14 protein-coding genes and 1 riboswitch are annotated in these 15,620 nt (G+C 65.6%); of the genes, 8 read left to right on the forward strand and 6 right to left on the reverse strand.

Annotated elements, in window-relative coordinates:
- Positions 1-23 precede the first annotated feature (23 nt).
- Positions 24-626 (reverse strand): TetR/AcrR family transcriptional regulator, encoded by a 603-nt coding sequence (locus AB4Y36_RS25010; RefSeq protein ID WP_368684409.1) that lies wholly within the window; start codon positions 624-626, stop codon positions 24-26.
- A 162-nt stretch (positions 627-788) separates the two neighbouring features.
- On the opposite strand from AB4Y36_RS25010, the gene AB4Y36_RS25015 reads away from it, so the two are divergent.
- The gene (locus AB4Y36_RS25015) at positions 789-1,880 is read left to right on the forward strand and encodes an HPP family protein (RefSeq protein ID WP_368684410.1); all 1,092 of its coding nucleotides are present in this window, start codon (positions 789-791) and stop codon (positions 1,878-1,880) included.
- Positions 1,881-1,898: 18 nt separating this feature from the next.
- Here the strand turns inward: AB4Y36_RS25015 and AB4Y36_RS25020 are convergent, their stop codons facing one another.
- Complete coding sequence (locus AB4Y36_RS25020) at positions 1,899-2,897, reverse strand: sodium:calcium antiporter (protein WP_368602033.1); 999 nt, start codon at positions 2,895-2,897, stop codon at positions 1,899-1,901.
- Between the two features lie 177 nt (positions 2,898-3,074).
- Positions 3,075-3,178: riboswitch (yybP-ykoY riboswitch) on the reverse strand.
- A gap of 716 nt (positions 3,179-3,894) precedes the next feature.
- Between AB4Y36_RS25020 and ugpB the strand changes: the two genes are divergently transcribed.
- Positions 3,895-5,241, forward strand: coding sequence for a sn-glycerol-3-phosphate ABC transporter substrate-binding protein UgpB (gene ugpB, locus AB4Y36_RS25025; RefSeq protein WP_368684411.1), 1,347 nt, complete (start codon positions 3,895-3,897; stop codon positions 5,239-5,241).
- 117 nt (positions 5,242-5,358) lie between these two features.
- On the opposite strand, the gene AB4Y36_RS25030 is transcribed toward ugpB, so the two are convergent.
- Entirely contained in the window at positions 5,359-7,206 is a 1,848-nt protein-coding gene (locus AB4Y36_RS25030; protein WP_368684412.1) for an acyl-CoA dehydrogenase, read from the reverse strand.
- Between the two features lie 364 nt (positions 7,207-7,570).
- Here AB4Y36_RS25030 and AB4Y36_RS25035 point away from each other — a divergent pair, with 364 nt between their 5' ends.
- Together AB4Y36_RS25035 and AB4Y36_RS25040 are read left to right on the forward strand one after the other, a co-directional pair.
- Positions 7,571-7,960, forward strand: a complete 390-nt coding sequence (locus AB4Y36_RS25035) for a hypothetical protein (protein WP_368684413.1) — start codon at positions 7,571-7,573, stop codon at positions 7,958-7,960.
- The gene (locus tag AB4Y36_RS25040; RefSeq protein ID WP_083245441.1) at positions 7,957-10,068 is read left to right on the forward strand and encodes a bifunctional diguanylate cyclase/phosphodiesterase; all 2,112 of its coding nucleotides are present in this window, start codon (positions 7,957-7,959) and stop codon (positions 10,066-10,068) included. Before AB4Y36_RS25035 ends, AB4Y36_RS25040 begins: the two co-directional genes overlap by 4 nt.
- Here AB4Y36_RS25040 and AB4Y36_RS25045 read toward each other — a convergent pair.
- Positions 10,065-10,283, reverse strand: a complete 219-nt coding sequence (locus AB4Y36_RS25045) for a CoA transferase (RefSeq protein WP_368684414.1) — start codon at positions 10,281-10,283, stop codon at positions 10,065-10,067. The genes AB4Y36_RS25040 and AB4Y36_RS25045 overlap by 4 nt on opposite strands.
- 8 nt (positions 10,284-10,291) lie before the next feature.
- On the opposite strand from AB4Y36_RS25045, the gene AB4Y36_RS25050 reads away from it, so the two are divergent.
- Both AB4Y36_RS25050 and AB4Y36_RS25055 read left to right on the forward strand, forming a co-directional pair.
- On the forward strand, positions 10,292-10,927 hold the full coding sequence (locus AB4Y36_RS25050; RefSeq protein WP_368684415.1) for an SDR family oxidoreductase: 636 nt from the start codon (positions 10,292-10,294) through the stop codon (positions 10,925-10,927).
- Positions 10,928-10,939: 12 nt separating this feature from the next.
- Complete coding sequence (locus AB4Y36_RS25055; RefSeq protein ID WP_368684416.1) at positions 10,940-11,704, forward strand: crotonase/enoyl-CoA hydratase family protein; 765 nt, start codon at positions 10,940-10,942, stop codon at positions 11,702-11,704.
- Between the two features lie 12 nt (positions 11,705-11,716).
- Here AB4Y36_RS25055 and AB4Y36_RS25060 read toward each other — a convergent pair whose 3' ends face one another.
- The gene (locus tag AB4Y36_RS25060) at positions 11,717-12,478 is read right to left on the reverse strand and encodes an aldolase (RefSeq protein WP_368684417.1); all 762 of its coding nucleotides are present in this window, start codon (positions 12,476-12,478) and stop codon (positions 11,717-11,719) included.
- A gap of 59 nt (positions 12,479-12,537) precedes the next feature.
- Complete coding sequence (locus AB4Y36_RS25065) at positions 12,538-13,017, reverse strand: Lrp/AsnC family transcriptional regulator (RefSeq protein WP_028208368.1); 480 nt, start codon at positions 13,015-13,017, stop codon at positions 12,538-12,540.
- Positions 13,018-13,132: 115 nt separating this feature from the next.
- Here AB4Y36_RS25065 and AB4Y36_RS25070 point away from each other — a divergent pair, with 115 nt between their 5' ends.
- Positions 13,133-14,347, forward strand: a complete 1,215-nt coding sequence (locus tag AB4Y36_RS25070; RefSeq protein ID WP_368684418.1) for a diaminopropionate ammonia-lyase — start codon at positions 13,133-13,135, stop codon at positions 14,345-14,347.
- Between the two features lie 21 nt (positions 14,348-14,368).
- Positions 14,369-15,544, forward strand: coding sequence for a M20 aminoacylase family protein (locus AB4Y36_RS25075; RefSeq protein WP_368684419.1), 1,176 nt, complete (start codon positions 14,369-14,371; stop codon positions 15,542-15,544).
- The last annotated feature ends 76 nt before the right edge of the window (positions 15,545-15,620 follow it).

The following is a 15,620-nucleotide window of genomic DNA, read 5'->3' on the forward strand; positions in this document are numbered from 1 at the left end:
CGGTTCCTAATTAGCCAAAAAAACTAGCGGATGGCGCTCAGCGCGATTTCAGCAATTGCATCGATCGCGTGCCCGCCGGCGTCAGTCTTGCCCAGCACGCGCATACCTTCGATCGTGCAGAGCAGGAAGCGCGCGAGATCGTCGGCATTCTGGTCGGCGGCCAGTTCGCCCGCTGCCTGGCCTCGCCGGATCGCGCCGGCGAGCAGCGCCTGCATGCGCGCGAACATGTCCGTGACGCGGGCTTTCACTTCGGCATCGAAGGGCAGGCATTCGGTGGCGGCGGCTGTCACCGGGCAGCCCGCAAGCCCTTCGAGGCCGACGGAAAGGCGCACGTAGTGACGCAGCGCCTCGCGCAGCGCGGTGCGCGCCGACGCGTGCCGCAGATTGCGCGTAAGCCGTACGATACCGCGCTCGGTATAGAAGTCGAGCGCCGCGAGAAAGAGCTGGTGCTTGTCGCCGAACGCCTTGTAGAGGCTGCCGCGCGAGAGCTGCGTACCCTCGATCAGGTCGGGCAGCGACGTTGCCGCATAGCCGCGCGCGCGGAACACCTCTAGCGCGTTCTGCACGGCTTCCTGCTCGTCGAATTCGCGTGGACGGCCGGGGCCAGAACGGGTATCGGATTTCATGTCGTCATTCTAGACCAATCGATTCCGAATTGCCGAGAAAAATGTGCGTGGCGAATCCAAACATGCATACAGGATGAATTATATGTACGCACAGAAATATCAATTGTTGATATTCGGCGCGCGTCGGTAATCTGGCCGACATACTGACCAGCAAGCCCCGCTATGACCCGCACCGCGCTCATCGAATGGTTCACGAGTTTCGTGCCCAACCCGGCTGCGCCGCAATGGCGCGAGCGGGGGCGACGCTGTGGCGGAGCGTTGATCGGCATCGCGTTCACGGGACTCGCAACCCAAGTGACGTTCGGCGCGGCGGGCAATATCCCGTTGCTCGTGGCGCCCATGGGCGCATCCGCGGTGCTGCTGTTCGGCGCATCGGACAGCCCGCTTGCGCAGCCGTGGTCGATTCTTGGCGGCAACTTCGTCTCTGCGCTGGTGGGCGTGGCGTGCGCGCAATGGATCGCATCGCCGGTCGCGGCGGCTTCCGTGGCGGTGGCGCTCGCGATCTGCGCGATGTTCCTGTGCCGCTGCGTCCATCCGCCTTCAGGCGCGGTCGCGCTGACCGCCGTGCTCGGCGGCCCCGCGGTTCACGCGCTCGGCTTTCACTTCGTGATCGCGCCTATTGCGTTCCAGTCCTTCGCGTTGCTCAGTGCGGCGCTGGCCTTCCACGCGCTGACCGGGCACCGCTATCCGCGCGCTGCGTTTCGTCCCACGCCGGAAGCCGCTGCCGCGCCGCTTGCCGTGCTGTCGCAACAGCGACTCGCGCCGCTGGATTTTCCGCAAAAATCGTTCGAACAACTAACTTGCGAGGAGATCATGTCGATCGGCTGTCCCGCCGTGCCCGCAACAATGGGCGCGCGTGCGGCGCACGAGATGTTCCGCCGCCACGGTGCTTCGACGCTCCCCGTGGTCGATGCGATGGATCGCGTGGTCGGCGTCGTCACGCATCACGCGCTCGGCGACCTTGCGCCGGCGGCTGGCCTCAAGCGATTCAGGAACACGCTGCGTCGCGCGGCGCAGCGCGAATCGGCGCGCGTGGAAGAAACGGTCGAAGCCGTGATGGCAGCCGGCGTGCACGCCGTCCATCGGGCCACGCCGCTCGCGCATCTGGTGCCGATTTTTGTCGAGCATGCCTACCACGACATTCCAGTGATGGACGATGCGCGTCGGCTGGTTGGCGTGGTCAGGCATTCGGACATGATCCGCTGGCTCCATCACCACGCGGGCGTTGCCCAGGCCGCCGCCGAGGCAGCCTGAGCCTGGCGTCTGGCCGCGTCACACCACGAACAGCAACACCGCGAACACTGCATAGAGCCAGCCGACATGTGTGAGCTGACGGCTACGTACCTTCGGCGCGCGAAACGCCCATTGCAGGATCAGGATGGCGATCATGGTCGTCACGGCCGCGAGAATCGAAGGCGTGCCGAGATGCCACGGCGTGAAGAAGAGGCCGAACGCCGTGGGAATGGTGGCCTGAATCATCATCGCGCCGCTGATGTTCGCCAGCGCCAGCCGCTCCTTGCCCTGGCGCACCCAGATGATCGCGTTCATGATCTCGGGCAGCTCGGTGGCGATCGGGCTGAACAACACGGCGGTCAACTGCGGGCTCAGACCGAGCCACGGTCCCACCGCGCCGATCTGCTGCACGAACAGATGCGAGGCCGCGAAGATCACCGCGAGCGCGCCCAGCGTCTGCAGCAGAATCCACACCATGGCCGGATTGTCGTCGTGCGGGCGCAGCTTCAGCGGCTCGAGATCGCCTTCCACCTCGCCGCTATCTTCGGCGGAAAGCTCCTTCCAGCAGTAGAACGCGTAGGCCGCGAGAAACGCGATCCCCAGTACCGGCTTGAAGCTGAACACCACGAGCCCGAGCGCGATCTTCGCGACGAAGATTGCGAGGAACCAGAGCTGGTCGCGGCGCAGACGGCGTGTATTGACGTCGACGGTGGCCGCGCGCTCGCGCCCCACGCGCTTTGCTGTCGCTAGCAACGCGAAGCCCACGACGGCATAGGCGATCGTGCTGAGCGCGAGCGGGCCGCCAATCGCGGCGCCTACGCCGATTTCCTTGTGCGCGGGATCGCCGCCGAAAGCGACGGCAACGAGCGTGACCACGCTCTCGGGCAGCGCCGTGCCGAATGCGGCGAGGATCGTGCCGGTTGCGGTTTGCGTGACCTTGAGCTTGTGGCCGAGCCACTCGACGCTATTGACGAACGTCTCGCAGGACAGGTAGATGATGCCGGCCGCGGCAATGAGCAAGGCGAACGTCAAGATCATGACGTTCGCTCCGTGGCGCAAATGAGGAGGTGAAGCGGGGCGAGACGAGTCATTATTTTTGCCGTGATGTGCGAGCCGGGCACCGAAACCATGACGCTTCCCTTCGCCCGGCCCGGGTGAAAGGGAAAACGTCATAGGTCTCGTCAGGCCGCGCTATTGCAGCGATGCGCTGCAATGATCCGCAATACGGCTGCCGGCGCCATGGTGCAGGGGCACCAATTATGTTGACGGCGGCGCAACGCCGAAGCAGGCGTTGCAGACTACTCCCCTAAGACAGGGGGCGATTATAGCCGAAGTTCATGGCGGCGAGCGATTTCCGGCGCGCCCGCCGCGGTGCCTCGCGCGAAGCGAACCCGAACTTGTGACGCAGCGCGGCCATCACCATCGCCTGCTTGTCGTTGCTCGCATCGTTGTCGAAGTCGCCGAACGAGGCGACCGCGTTGACGAGCTCGCCCGTGTCCGCGTCGATCGTCTTGCCCGACGCGTTCTGGTGGCCCGCGAGCGCTCGAAAGCTGGGTCGCGTTGCTCGACGTGAGCGGTCTCGATTTGCGTGCGCTGCGCGAGCCGCTCGACCCGCGCAGCGGCAAGCCCGCTTCTGTGCTGTTCATGGCGCAGCGGCGCGGCTGACACCGCCCCACGCGCCGCTGCAAACGAGGAGGCAAGGTGCCGACGAGGGCGCGCCCGGGCTGCGCCCGCACTATCACCCGAACTACTACGGCGCGTACTTTCGCGACCCCGAAGGCAACAAGTTCTGCGTCTGTTGCCACGATCCCGCGGACCATTGACACCGCGCGGCAAGCCATCACACGGGCGTCCCATTCGCTGTGCTACCCTTGCCCTGCCTTGGGCCGAGGGTGCCGTGCACGCGTGCAAACGACCGCCGGCGGACGGTCCGATGTATCAAAGTCGAAAATCGAAGTCCTGAACCAAAGTCCCGCGCCGCGCCTCCTCGCGCGCATGCGCCGGGACAACGACCAATAACAGGAAGAAGACCCAGATGAAAAAGCACGAGATACAACGCGCAGGTTCGCGCGGCCGCTTGCGCGCGCTGATCGCCGCCGCGGTGCTGGCGGGCGGCGCTCAAGCCGCGCATGCCGCCACGGAAATCCAGTTCTGGCATGCCATGGAGTCCCAGCTCGGCGAACGCGTGAACGCGATCGCCGAACAATTCAACGCGTCGCAAAGCGAATACAAGATCGTGCCCGTCTTCAAGGGCACCTACGACCAGACGCTCGCTGCCGGCATCGCGGCTTATCGCAGCGGCGACGCGCCCGCCATCCTCCAGGTGTACGAAGTCGGCACCGCCACGATGATGAACGCAAAGAAGGCCGTGCTGCCCGTGTACGACGTGATGAAGACCGCCGGCGTGCCGCTCGACGAGAAGGCCTTCGTGCCGACCATCGCGAGCTATTACAGCGATGCCAGGACGGGCCATCTGGTGTCGATGCCGTTCAACAGCTCGACGCCGGTGCTCTACTACAATCGCGACGCTTTCAAGAAGGCCGGCCTGCCCGACGCGCCGCCGAAAACCTGGCCCGAAGTCGCCGAAGCCGCCGCGAAGCTGAAGGCCTCGGGCATGAACTGCGGCTTTATCACGGGCTGGCAGGGCTGGATCCAGATAGAGAACTACAGCGCGTGGCAAGGCGCACCGATCGCGACGCGCAACAACGGCTTTGACGGCCTCGACGCGCAACTCGAAATCAACAAGCCGTTGCAGGTCGCGCATATCGCCTTCCTGCAAAACATGGCGAAGCAGGGCACCTTCACCTATGTGGGCCGCAAGGATGAAGCCACCGCGAAGTTCTATAGCGGCGACTGCGGCATCATGATGGGCTCGTCGGGTGCGCTGGCGAACGTGCAGCAGTATGCGAAATTCAAGTTCGGCACCGGCATGATGCCGTACGATCCGAGCGTGAAGGGCGCGCCGCAGAACGCTATCATCGGCGGGGCGAGCCTGTGGGTGCTGGGCGGCAAGAACCCCGAGGTCTACAAGGGCGTGGCGAAGTTCCTCGCGTACCTGAGCTCACCGGCCGTGGCCGCGAAGTGGCATCAGGACACGGGCTATCTGCCGGTGACGAAGGCCGCGTACGAACTCACGCAGCAACAAGGCTTCTACGCGTCGCATCCCGGCGCCGACACGGCCACGAAGCAGATGCTCAACAAGCCGCCGCTGCCGTGGACCAAGGGCCTGCGTCTTGGCAACATGCCGCAGATCCGCACGATCGTGGACGAGGAACTCGAACAGGTGTGGACGGGCGCCAAGACGCCGCAACAGGCGCTCGATTCGGCCAACTCGCGCGGCAACGATCTGCTCAGGCGTTTCGAGCAGCAGGCCGCGAACTGACGGCCCGACGCACGTGAAGTGAACCGATGCCTCGCGTGCGGCATCGGGCAGCGCCTCAAAAGGCCGACGCCAGTCCGGTCTTTTGGGGCGCCTGGCTTTCGCTCCGTGATCGCGGCTTTAGAACCACGCGTCCTGCATGTCGAGCGTGGTGCGGTCGAGCGAGGCGAGCAGATCGAACTGCGCGCCGGTTTTCGGCAACTCCCATGCGAAGAAGTAAGCGGCCGCCGCGAGCTTGCCGCGATAGAAGTCCGCCTCCTCGCCGCCGGTTTTGGCGAGCGCCGCGCGTGCCACGAGCGCCTGTTCGAGCCACACCCAGGCGAGGACCACGTGGCCGAACGCTTCCAGGTACACCGAAGCATTGGCGAGCGTCACCGCCGGGTCGCCGGCTGCCCACAACCGCCGCGTGACTTGCGTGAGCCGCTCGAGTGCGGCTGCGAGCGTGCTTGCGTGGGCGGCCTCGTCTGCCGTGCCCGAAGCGTGTGCGCGTTCGAGCGTAGCCTGCACGCGCGCCACGAAGACCTTGAGCGCCGCACCGTCCTTGATGACGACCTTGCGGCCGAGCAGGTCGAGCCCCTGAATGCCATGCGTGCCTTCGTGGATCGGATTGAGACGGTTGTCGCGATAGAACTGTTCGACGTTGTACTCGCGCGTGTAGCCATAGCCGCCGTGCACCTGGATGGCGAGGTCGTTGGCCGCGAGACACCATTGCGAAGGCCAGCTCTTCGCGATGGGGGTGAGCAGGTCCAGCAGCAGTGAGAGCGGTTCGCGCGCCGCGCCGCTGGCAGCACCCGCTTCGTCCACGAGTTTGGCGCACCAGAGGTTGAGTGCGAGCGCGCCTTCCACGTAGCTCTTTTGCGCGAGCAGCATGCGGCGCACGTCGGCGTGCTCCACGAGCCTCACCTGCGGCGAAGCCGGATCTTTGCCCGCCGCGCCCACGGGACGCCCTTGCGGACGGTTGCGCGCGTAATCGAGCGCATACAGATAGCCGGTATAGCCGAGCATCGTCGCGCCGAGCCCCACGCCAATGCGCGCCTCGTTCATCATGTGGAACATGTACGCGAGCCCGTGATGCGGCTCGCCCACGAGGTAGCCGATCGCGCCCGCGCGGCCGCCCGGCGTGTGCTGCGTGCCTTCGCCGAAATTCAGCAGGCAGTTCGTCGTGCCGCGATAGCCCATCTTGTGATTGAGGCCTGCGAGCACGACGTCGTTGCGCTCGCCGCGCGAGCCGTCCTCGTTCACGAGGTACTTGGGCACGACGAACAGCGAGATGCCTTTGACACCCGCAATGAGCTTGCCGTCGGGACCGGGAATCTTGGCGAGCACGAGGTGCACGATGTTCTCGGCAAGCTCGTGCTCGCCACCCGAGATCCACATCTTGTTGCCGCGCAGACGATATTGCGCGCCGAGCGGGGAGTCGCATTCGAAGTCGGCCCGCGTGGCGACATCCGAAAGCGACGAACCCGCTTGCGGCTCGGAAAGGCACATCGTGCCGAAATAGCGGCCTTCCAGTTCGGGGCGCACGAAGGTGTCGATCTGCTTTGCACTGCCATGCGCGAGCAGCAGGTTCGCGTTGCCGATGGTGAGGAACGGATAGGCGCTCGTGCCGACGTTCGCCCCCTTGAACCACGCGAAGCCTGCCTTCTCGACGACGAGCGGCAACTGCATGCCGCCGTATTCGTAGTCCTGACCTGCGGCCATCAGGCCTGCGTCGCTGAACGCCTTCAACGCCGTCTTGACCTCGGGGATGATCGTGACCGTTTCGCCGTCGAAGTGCGGTTCGTACTGATCGTTCTTCTTGTTGTGCGGCGCGAAGAGGTCAGTGGCGATCTTCTCGCAGGTGTCGAGCGCGGCGTCGAAGGTCTCGCGCGTGTGATCGGCGTAGCGCGGAATACGCGTGAGGCTTTCGACATCGAGCCATTCGTAGAGCAGGAAGTTCAGATCGCGGCGGGAAAGGATCAGCGACATGGCGGAACGGTCTCGCATCTTGAGAGGAGAAGGCTGCTAGCGTACCTAAAATAGAACGGTCGTGCTATTGGTGGTTTCTCCAGCGATAAACGGGGCTCGTTCGGCAAGCGGCAAATAAACGGGACCAAAACATTGCAAACGTTTGCAAATACCTGTCCCATAAAGGGTTTCCTGAAGTTTATTGATTTGCTGCCGTAAACTCGTGCGCGGTCCCGATTTTCCTGTCGAGCCCGCCAACGAGTCGCGCCGATGCCTTTACGGCGGCTCTTTTTGCAGCCGAATTCAACCAGGCGCATCAAGGTCCATCAGCTGCCGCCGCATTAACGCCTACCTGCAACTTTTCTTCCTCATTCAAGTGTCGTTCATGCTGGCAGATTCGCCGGATCGCGCGCAGTCGCTTCGACTGTCCGGCTCGCAACCGCGCGTGGCCATTCGCGCGCTCGACGACGTCGCGCGCGCCGCCGACGCGATCATGTATTCGTGCCTCGCGGTGGACGGCGTTCCGGCCAGCGCGCCCACGGCGGTCGCGCTCAAGGGGGCGATCGCCCAGATGGCGCGCGCCATGCAGGAGGTCAGCACGAGCACGGCGCACGTGGAGCAGGCCGCGCTCGAAATCGCGGAAGGCAACGCGAACCTGAGTGCGCGTACCGAACACCAGGCGGGCAGCCTGGAAGCCGCGCGTGCGGGCGAACAGGGACGCGGCTTCGTCCGACGTCCGGGTGAACGAGTGGTGAACAAGGAGATCTTCCCATGATGAGCGTGGCGGGCTGCATCGTCTACAAACACAACCTGTGGCTCGTCGTCGTCGCGCTGCTGATCTGTGCCGCGGGCTCGTGGGTCACGGCGCGGCTCGTCCTGCGCGCGTTCGCCACGCGATCGCTGCAGCACATGGGCTGGTCGTTCATCGCGGCCGTCGTGGCCGCCGCCGATATCTGGTGCACGCACTTCGTCGCCATGCTCGGCTTCGAACCGGGCGTGCCGATCGCCTTCGACCCCGTGCTGACCATCACGTCGCTGCTCATCGCGCTCGTGGGTAGTTTCGCGGGGTTCCTGCTCGCCACGAGCCACGCCGCGAACCGTCTCACGCGTGCTGCGCCCGCGCTGGGCGGTGCGATCGTCGGGCTGGCGGTCGCGCTCATGCATTACGCGGGCATGCTCGCGTATCGCGTGGAAGGCATCGTGATCTGGAATCGCGTCGGGATCGCCTTGTCGATCGTGTTTGCAGTCGCAATCAGCGCGCTCGCGCTGCATCTCGCGGGCGTGGCCGCTCGGCGCCCGCAGGAGAACGCGGCCAGCGCGCGGGCGAGCGCCGACGCGTCCGCGCGCCTCGTGGCGGGCGTGCTCGCGCTCGCCATCGCCGCGCTGCACTTCACCGGCATGTCCGCGTTCCAGGTGGTGCCGATGCCGCTCGACGGACACTTTTCGAATCCCGCCGCGTTGCACGCGCTCGCGCTCGCCGTGGCGTGCATGGCGCTCGTGATCGCGGGTGCAGGCTGCGTGAGCTTTCTGCTCGACGACAGCGTGCGCGCCGAATCCGTCGAGCATCTGCGCACGATGGCGATGAGCGACATGCTCACCGGCCTGCCCAATCGCGCGAGCTTCAACGCACGCATCGACGCCGAACTGGCGCGCACGCAGGACACCCGCAAGCTGGCGCTCATCGGCATCGACCTGAACCGCTTCAAGGAAATCAACGACCTGCACGGCCATCACGCTGGCGACGAAGTGCTGCGCATTCTCGCGCGGCGTCTTTCGAGCCTGATGCGCGAAGGCGAGTTCGTGGCGCGCGTGGGCGGCGACGAGTTCGTGGCGCTCACGCGCTTCTCCTCGCGCGATGATCTCGGCGATCTGCTCTCGCGCCTCGAAACCGCGCTGTACCGGCCGGTGCGCTACGACGACGCCGAAGTGCTCTCGGGCGCGAGCCTTGGCGTCGCCATCTATCCCGACGACGCCACCACCAAGACCGTGCTCATCAACAACGCCGACCTCGCCATGTACCGCGCGAAGGCGGATCTGGCGCAGTCGGTGTGCTTCTATGAGCCGGCGATGGACGAGATCGCGCGGGCGCGCCGCTCGCTCACGCACGACTTGCGCGAGGCGCTCGCGCGCGGGCAGCTGAGCGTGCACTACCAGGTGCAGACCTCGATCGCGAGCGGCGAAATTTGCGGCTATGAAGCGCTGCTGCGCTGGGAGCATCCGCGGCTCGGCTTCATCTCGCCCGCCGAATTCATTCCGCTCGCCGAAGAGAACGGCCTCATTCTCGGCATTGGCGCCTGGGTGCTGCGTGAGGCCTGCACGCGCGCCGTTTCGTGGTCGCCGCCGTACAAGGTGGCGGTGAATCTTTCGCCCGTGCAGTTCTCGCACGCGGACCTGCCGAAGCTCGTCGAGACCGTGCTGGTCGAGACCGGCCTCGCGCCCGAGCGGCTCGAACTGGAACTGACCGAGACGACCATTTTCGCGGACCGCGAGCGCTCGCTCGACGTGCTGCAGCGAATCAAGGCGATCGGCGTGAGCATCGCGCTGGACGACTTCGGCACCGGCTACTCGTCGCTCGACACGCTGCGCTCGTTCCCGTTCGACAAGATCAAGCTCGACCAGTCTTTCATCAGCGAGGCCGAGTCGAGCCGCCAGGCCACCGCGATCATTCGCGCAGTGCTCGCGCTCGGCAAGAGCCTCGGCATTCCGGTGCTGGCCGAAGGCATCGAAACCGAGGCGCAGCTTACGCTGCTCGCCGACGAAGGCTGCGACGAAGTGCAGGGCTATCTGCTCGGCCGCCCGGCGCCGCTGAGCCATATCGTGGCGAGCGGGCAACTGTCGCTGCTCGCCGACGACGAAGCAGCGCTGGGCGCGGTGCGAGGTTAAGCGCTCTCGCCGCCGTAGTCCACGAAGCGCGGCGCGCATTGCGGCTGCCATGCGCCGCCGCTCTGCGCGAACGCGCCGCGCGCCACGTTGTGCGCATCGAGCGGCGCTTCCGCAAGACCCAGCACGGGCGTGACGCATGCGTCGCTGCCTTCGAACACGGCGGTCCATTCATCGCGTGTGCGCGTGGCGACCGTCTGGGCGATCCGTTCCTGCACGCGCGGCCGTGGCCGATGAACTCGGCGCGCGCGCGAGCTTCGTGCCCGCCGACGTGACGAGCGCCGACGACATGAACGCCATATTCGAGGCGGCTACGAAGCGCGGCACGCTGCGCTCGCTCGTGCATTGCGCGGGTCGTGGCGGCGCGGTGCGCCTGATCGCGAAGGACGGCTCGCCGGGCTCGCTCGAAGCCTATGAGAACGTGGTGCGCGTGAATCTCTTCGGCACTTTCAATGCGCTGCGCCTCGCGGCGGCGGCGATGGCGCGCAACGAGCCCGATGCCGGAGGCGAGCGCGGCGCTTGCGTGCTCACGGCTTCGGTGGCGGCGTACGAAAGGCAGATCGGGCAGGTGCCGTATGCGTCGTCGAAGGCGGGCGTGGTGGGCATGACGCTCGTGGCCGCGCGCGACCTGGCAAGCAAGGGCATCCGTGTGTGCACGATCGCACCTGGTCTCTTCGACACGCCGCTGCTCGCGCGCCTGCCCGAGGAAATTCGCGAATCGCTCGGTCGCATGGTGCCGTTTCCGCCGCGTCTGGGTGAAGCTGACGAATTCGCCGCGCTCGCGCTGCACATTCTCGAGAATCCGATGCTCAACGGCGAGACCATTCGCCTCGACGGCGCGATTCGCATGCAGCCGCGCTGAGCGAGGCCGACCATGAGCGACGAATTGCTGATCGAATTCTGTGACGGCATCCAGATCCTCACGATCAAACGTCCCGAGGCACGCAACGCCTGCACGAAGGCGGTGGCCGGAGCGATAGCCGCCGCGCTGGACGAACTGGAACAGCGCGACGATCTGCGGCTTGCCATCATCACCGGCGCGGGCGGCACGTTTTGCGCGGGCATGGACCTGAAGGGCTTTCTCGAAGGCGAACGGCCGAGCCTGCCGGGCCGCGGCTTTGCCGGGCTCACTGAAGCGCCGCCGCGCAAGCCGCTGATTGCGGCGGTCGAAGGCTATGCGCTCGCGGGCGGCTTCGAAGTCGTGCTGGCGAGCGATTTCGTCGTGGCCGCGAACAACGCGCAGTTCGGTTTGCCCGAAGTGAAGCGCGGGCTATGCGCCGCGGCTGGCGGATTGTTGCGTCTGCAACAGCAGGTGCCGGAGCGTATCGCGATGGAGCTCGTGCTTACCGGCGACATGTTCGGCGCCCAGCGGGCCTTCGAGTTCGGCCTCGTCAACCGTCTCACCGCGCCGGGCGAAGCGCTGGCGGGCGCACTCGAACTCGCGCAGAAGATCGTGGCAAACGGCCCGCTCGCGGTGGCCGCGAGCAAGCGCGTGATGCGCGAGTCGCGAGACTGGCCCAGTACGGAGATGTTCGCGCGTCAGCGCGAGATCACGGACCCGGTGTTCGCTTCCGCCGACGCGCGAGAGGGCGCGGCGGCGTTCGCGGAGAAGCGCAAGGCAGTGTGGCAGGGGAGGTAGGGCGGCCTTTTGTCAGGCATGCGTGAGGGTTCTTCGCAGCGCCGCGAAGAACAACTCCGACTGCAATCGCTCGCCCTGAATCTGGTCGGCCACGCGCTGCGCGAGTTCGGGCGCCACGGGCCGCAACGCGCGCCCGGTCGAGCCCGCGAGCACCTGCGCGGCGCAGGCGCGCTCCAGGTAATAGAGGTCGTCGAACGCGTAGTCGACGCGCTCGCCGCACACTACCACGCCGTGATTGCCGAGGAAGCCGATGTCCTTGCCGTCGAGCGCATGCGCAATGCGCTCGCCTTCTTCGGGGCCGAGCGCGAGGCCGTTGTACTCGCGGTCGAGGGCGACGCGGCCGTGATAGCGCATCGCGTTTTGCGACAAGGTCGTATCGAGCCCGCAGTCCACCGTGAGCGTGAGGGCGGTCGCATACGGCATGTGCGTATGCAGCACGCAGGCCTTCTTCGCGATGCCGTGGATGGCGGCATGAATGAACATCGCCGTCGGCTCAACGGCATGGCGGCCCGCCATCACGTCCCCCTGTGCGTCGACGATGACGATATCGTCGGCCATCACCTCGCTCCACATCAGGCCGCGCGGGTTCAGCAGAAAGAGGCCGTCTTCGCCGGGAAGCGCGACACTGAAGTGATTGCAGACGCCCTCACCCAACCCGAAATGCGCGGCGGCACGCAGTGCGAGCGCGAGGTCCGCGCGCAGCGTCGCGATTTCCGGGTGGTGGAACAAGTCTTCGCTTTCAATGGATCCAGCATGATGCACGGCGTTGCTCATGGGTCGTGGCTCCTGTTGTTCAGATGACCGCGTGGCGTCTGCGTCGCAGCCCGCATTCGTCATTCGCCGTCGAGCGCGAGCGGCACTTCGAGCCCCACCTTCACGCGGCTCATGCTCACCAGCGTCTTGAACCGCTTCACGTTGTTGTTCGAGAAGAATAGCTCGCGCGTGAGTTCCGTGTACTGGTCCATGTTACGCACCGCGAAAATGAGCACGAAATCCCACTCGCCCGCGACGTAGTAGCACTGCTGAATCTGCGGGCAGCGCTCGAAGGTGCGCTTCATGGCGTCCAGCAAGTCGATCTGCTCGCTCTCCACCTCGACGGTCGCGACGATCGTGATCGGATGATCGACCTTCTCGGGTGAGACGATCGCCGCGTAATGGTCGATCACGCCTTCGTCGGCGAGACGGCGCAAACGCCGGTTCACCGCAGCCGTAGAGAGGTTCACGCGCGCGCCGAGTTCGTTTTGGGGAATCTGGGCGTCGCGCTGGACTTCCATCAGGAGTTTGCGGTCGAAGGAGTCGAGATGTGTCGCCATTTACGCGGGAGCCTGAAAGTCGATATTTTTTTGCGTGACGTGGCCGCATTATGAGACTTTTTCGCGGGGGCTGCGCAATATCATTTCGACATCGCAAGTCCACCGGAGCCCACCCATGCTGATCGCCAACCCGCGCGCCACGCGCCATGCCTACCCCGAAACGCTCGGGGCCATCCTGAACGTGAAGTCGGGCGACGAGAGCCGGGCATGGCTCGCCGGTTGGTCGCTGATCAGCCCGGAGTCCACGCCGCTCTGGGATCTGGACGGCGCAGCGGCGCGTCTGGGCGTTGCTCGCATTGGACTCAAGGACGAATCGTTTCGTTCTCCTCTTGGCAGCTTCAAGGCGCTGGGCGCACCCATCGCGCTGATGCGCCTCGTCATGCGCCTGTGGCCCCTGCAGGAGATCGATCCTCGCAAGCTGATCGAAGGCCGCTACGGCGAGATGGTCACGAACCTCACGGTCATCAGCGCGACCGATGGCAACCACGGCAAGGCGCTCGCCGCAGCAGCGCAATCGATTGGCTGTAACTGCGTGATCGTGCTGCATGCGAACGTCAGCGTCGAGCGCGAAGCGGCGATCGCCGCGTACGGCGCGCGTATCGTTCGCATCGTCGGCAACTATGACGAATCGGTCGAGCACGCGGCGCAACTGGCGAAAACGAACGGCTGGCACGTCGTTTCCGATACCTCCTATGACGGCTACGAGGCGATCCCGCGCGACGTCATGCAAGGCTACGGCACCATCGCGGCGGAACTCATCGAACAGTCCGGCGATGCGTGGACGCACGTGTTTCTGCAGGGCGGCGTGGGCGGACTCGCGGCCGGCGTTGCCAGCTACCTGTGGGAGCATCATGGCGCGGCGCGTCCGCGTTTCATCGTGGTCGAACCGCGCCAGGCCGACTGCCTGTATCAAAGCGCCATCGCCGGCCGCGCAGCGAAAGCCACCGGGTCGGTCGATTCCGTGATGGCGGGCCTTGCGTGCGGGGAGACGTCGCCGCTCGCGTGGCAGATACTCGAGCCGTGTGTCGACAACTTCATGCTGATCGACGACGAGGATGCCGTGGAGGCGATGCGTAGCCTCGCCACCGGCGCGGCAGGCGACGTGCCGATCGTAGCGGGCGAATCGGGCGCGGCAGGGCTTGCGGGCCTCGCGATGCTAATGCGCGAACCCGATCTCGCGCGCGCAGCAGGGCTCGACGCAGCCTCACGCGTCCTGTTGATCAGTACCGAGGGCGCCACGGCGCCCGGCGTGTACGCGCAACTGGTCGGCGCGTCCGCGGAGACCGTGGCGGCCCGTCGCGACACCTGGCTGAGTCAGGTCGCGCAGTAACCGAAAAGAGGACACCCCCATATGGAAAGCACACTGCAAGGGCAACTCAAAAGCTGGCGACAGTATCTGCACCAACGTCCCGAAACCGGCTTCGAGGAGATCCATACCGCCCACTACGTGGCCAACATCCTCGAGACACTGGGTCTCGAAGTGCACCGCGGCATTGGCGGCACGGGGCTCGTGGCAAACCTCACGGTCGGCAACGGCAAGCGCGTGATCGGCCTGCGCGCCGATATGGACGCGCTCAATATCGCGGAGCAGGCGCCGGGCCGCGCACATGCCTCGTTGAACGCGGGAAAAATGCATGCATGCGGACACGACGGCCATATGTCGATGGTCCTCGGCGCGGCGCGGCTGCTCGCCGAGCGGCGCGATTTCGACGGCACGGTGCGTTTCATCTTCCAGCCGGCCGAAGAGCATGGCCGCGGCGCCAAGGCGATGATGGCGGACGGGCTGTTCGAACGGTTTCCCGTCGATGCGATCTTCGGCGCGCACAACATGCCGGGCATGCCCGCCGGCACGTTCGCCACGCGCGCGGGCGGCATCATGGCGAGCGAGGATAACTTCGTCATCCATATCAAGGGGCGTGGCACGCACGCGGCGCGCCCGCACATGGGGGCCGATCCCATCGTCATCGCGGCGCAAATCGTGCTCGCGCTGCAAACCATCGTGTCGCGCAATCTCGACCCGAGCCTGCAAGCCGTGATCTCCTGCACGGAAGTCATCACCGACGGCATTCGCAATGTCATTCCGTCGAACGTGACCATCAAGGGCGATACGCGCAGCTATTCGAAGGAGGTGCAAGCGCTGCTAGAAACCCGCATGCGGGAAGTCAGCGTCGGCATTTGCCAGACGCACGGCGCCGAATGCAGCTTCGAGTACACGCACGAGTTCGCGCCAACGGTCAATTCGGAGCAGTTCGTCGAACTGGCAGTGAACGCCGCGCGCAGCGTGGCGGCAGACGCCGTCGTGGACGCCAACGTGCAACCGATGATGATCTCCGAGGATTTCGGTGCGTTCCTGCAGGTCGTGCCCGGGAATTTCATCTTCATCGGCAACGGCGACGCGCCGGAGCGCGGCGGGATTCCGCTGCACAACGCCGGCTACGATTTCAACGACGACATCCTGATGACCGGCGCCCGCTACTTTGCGGAGATCGCGCGCCTCGCCTTGCCGGTCGGAACCAACCAATCGTGAATATGCTGAAACTGAATGGCGAAGTGCTGCTTCGGCAACCGCGCGAACTGGGTGAAACGCGTTTGCAGGACGCCGA

The sequence above is a fragment of the Paraburkholderia sp. BR10936 genome, from assembly GCF_040965735.1.
GTDB lineage: Bacteria > Pseudomonadota > Gammaproteobacteria > Burkholderiales > Burkholderiaceae > Paraburkholderia > Paraburkholderia nodosa_A.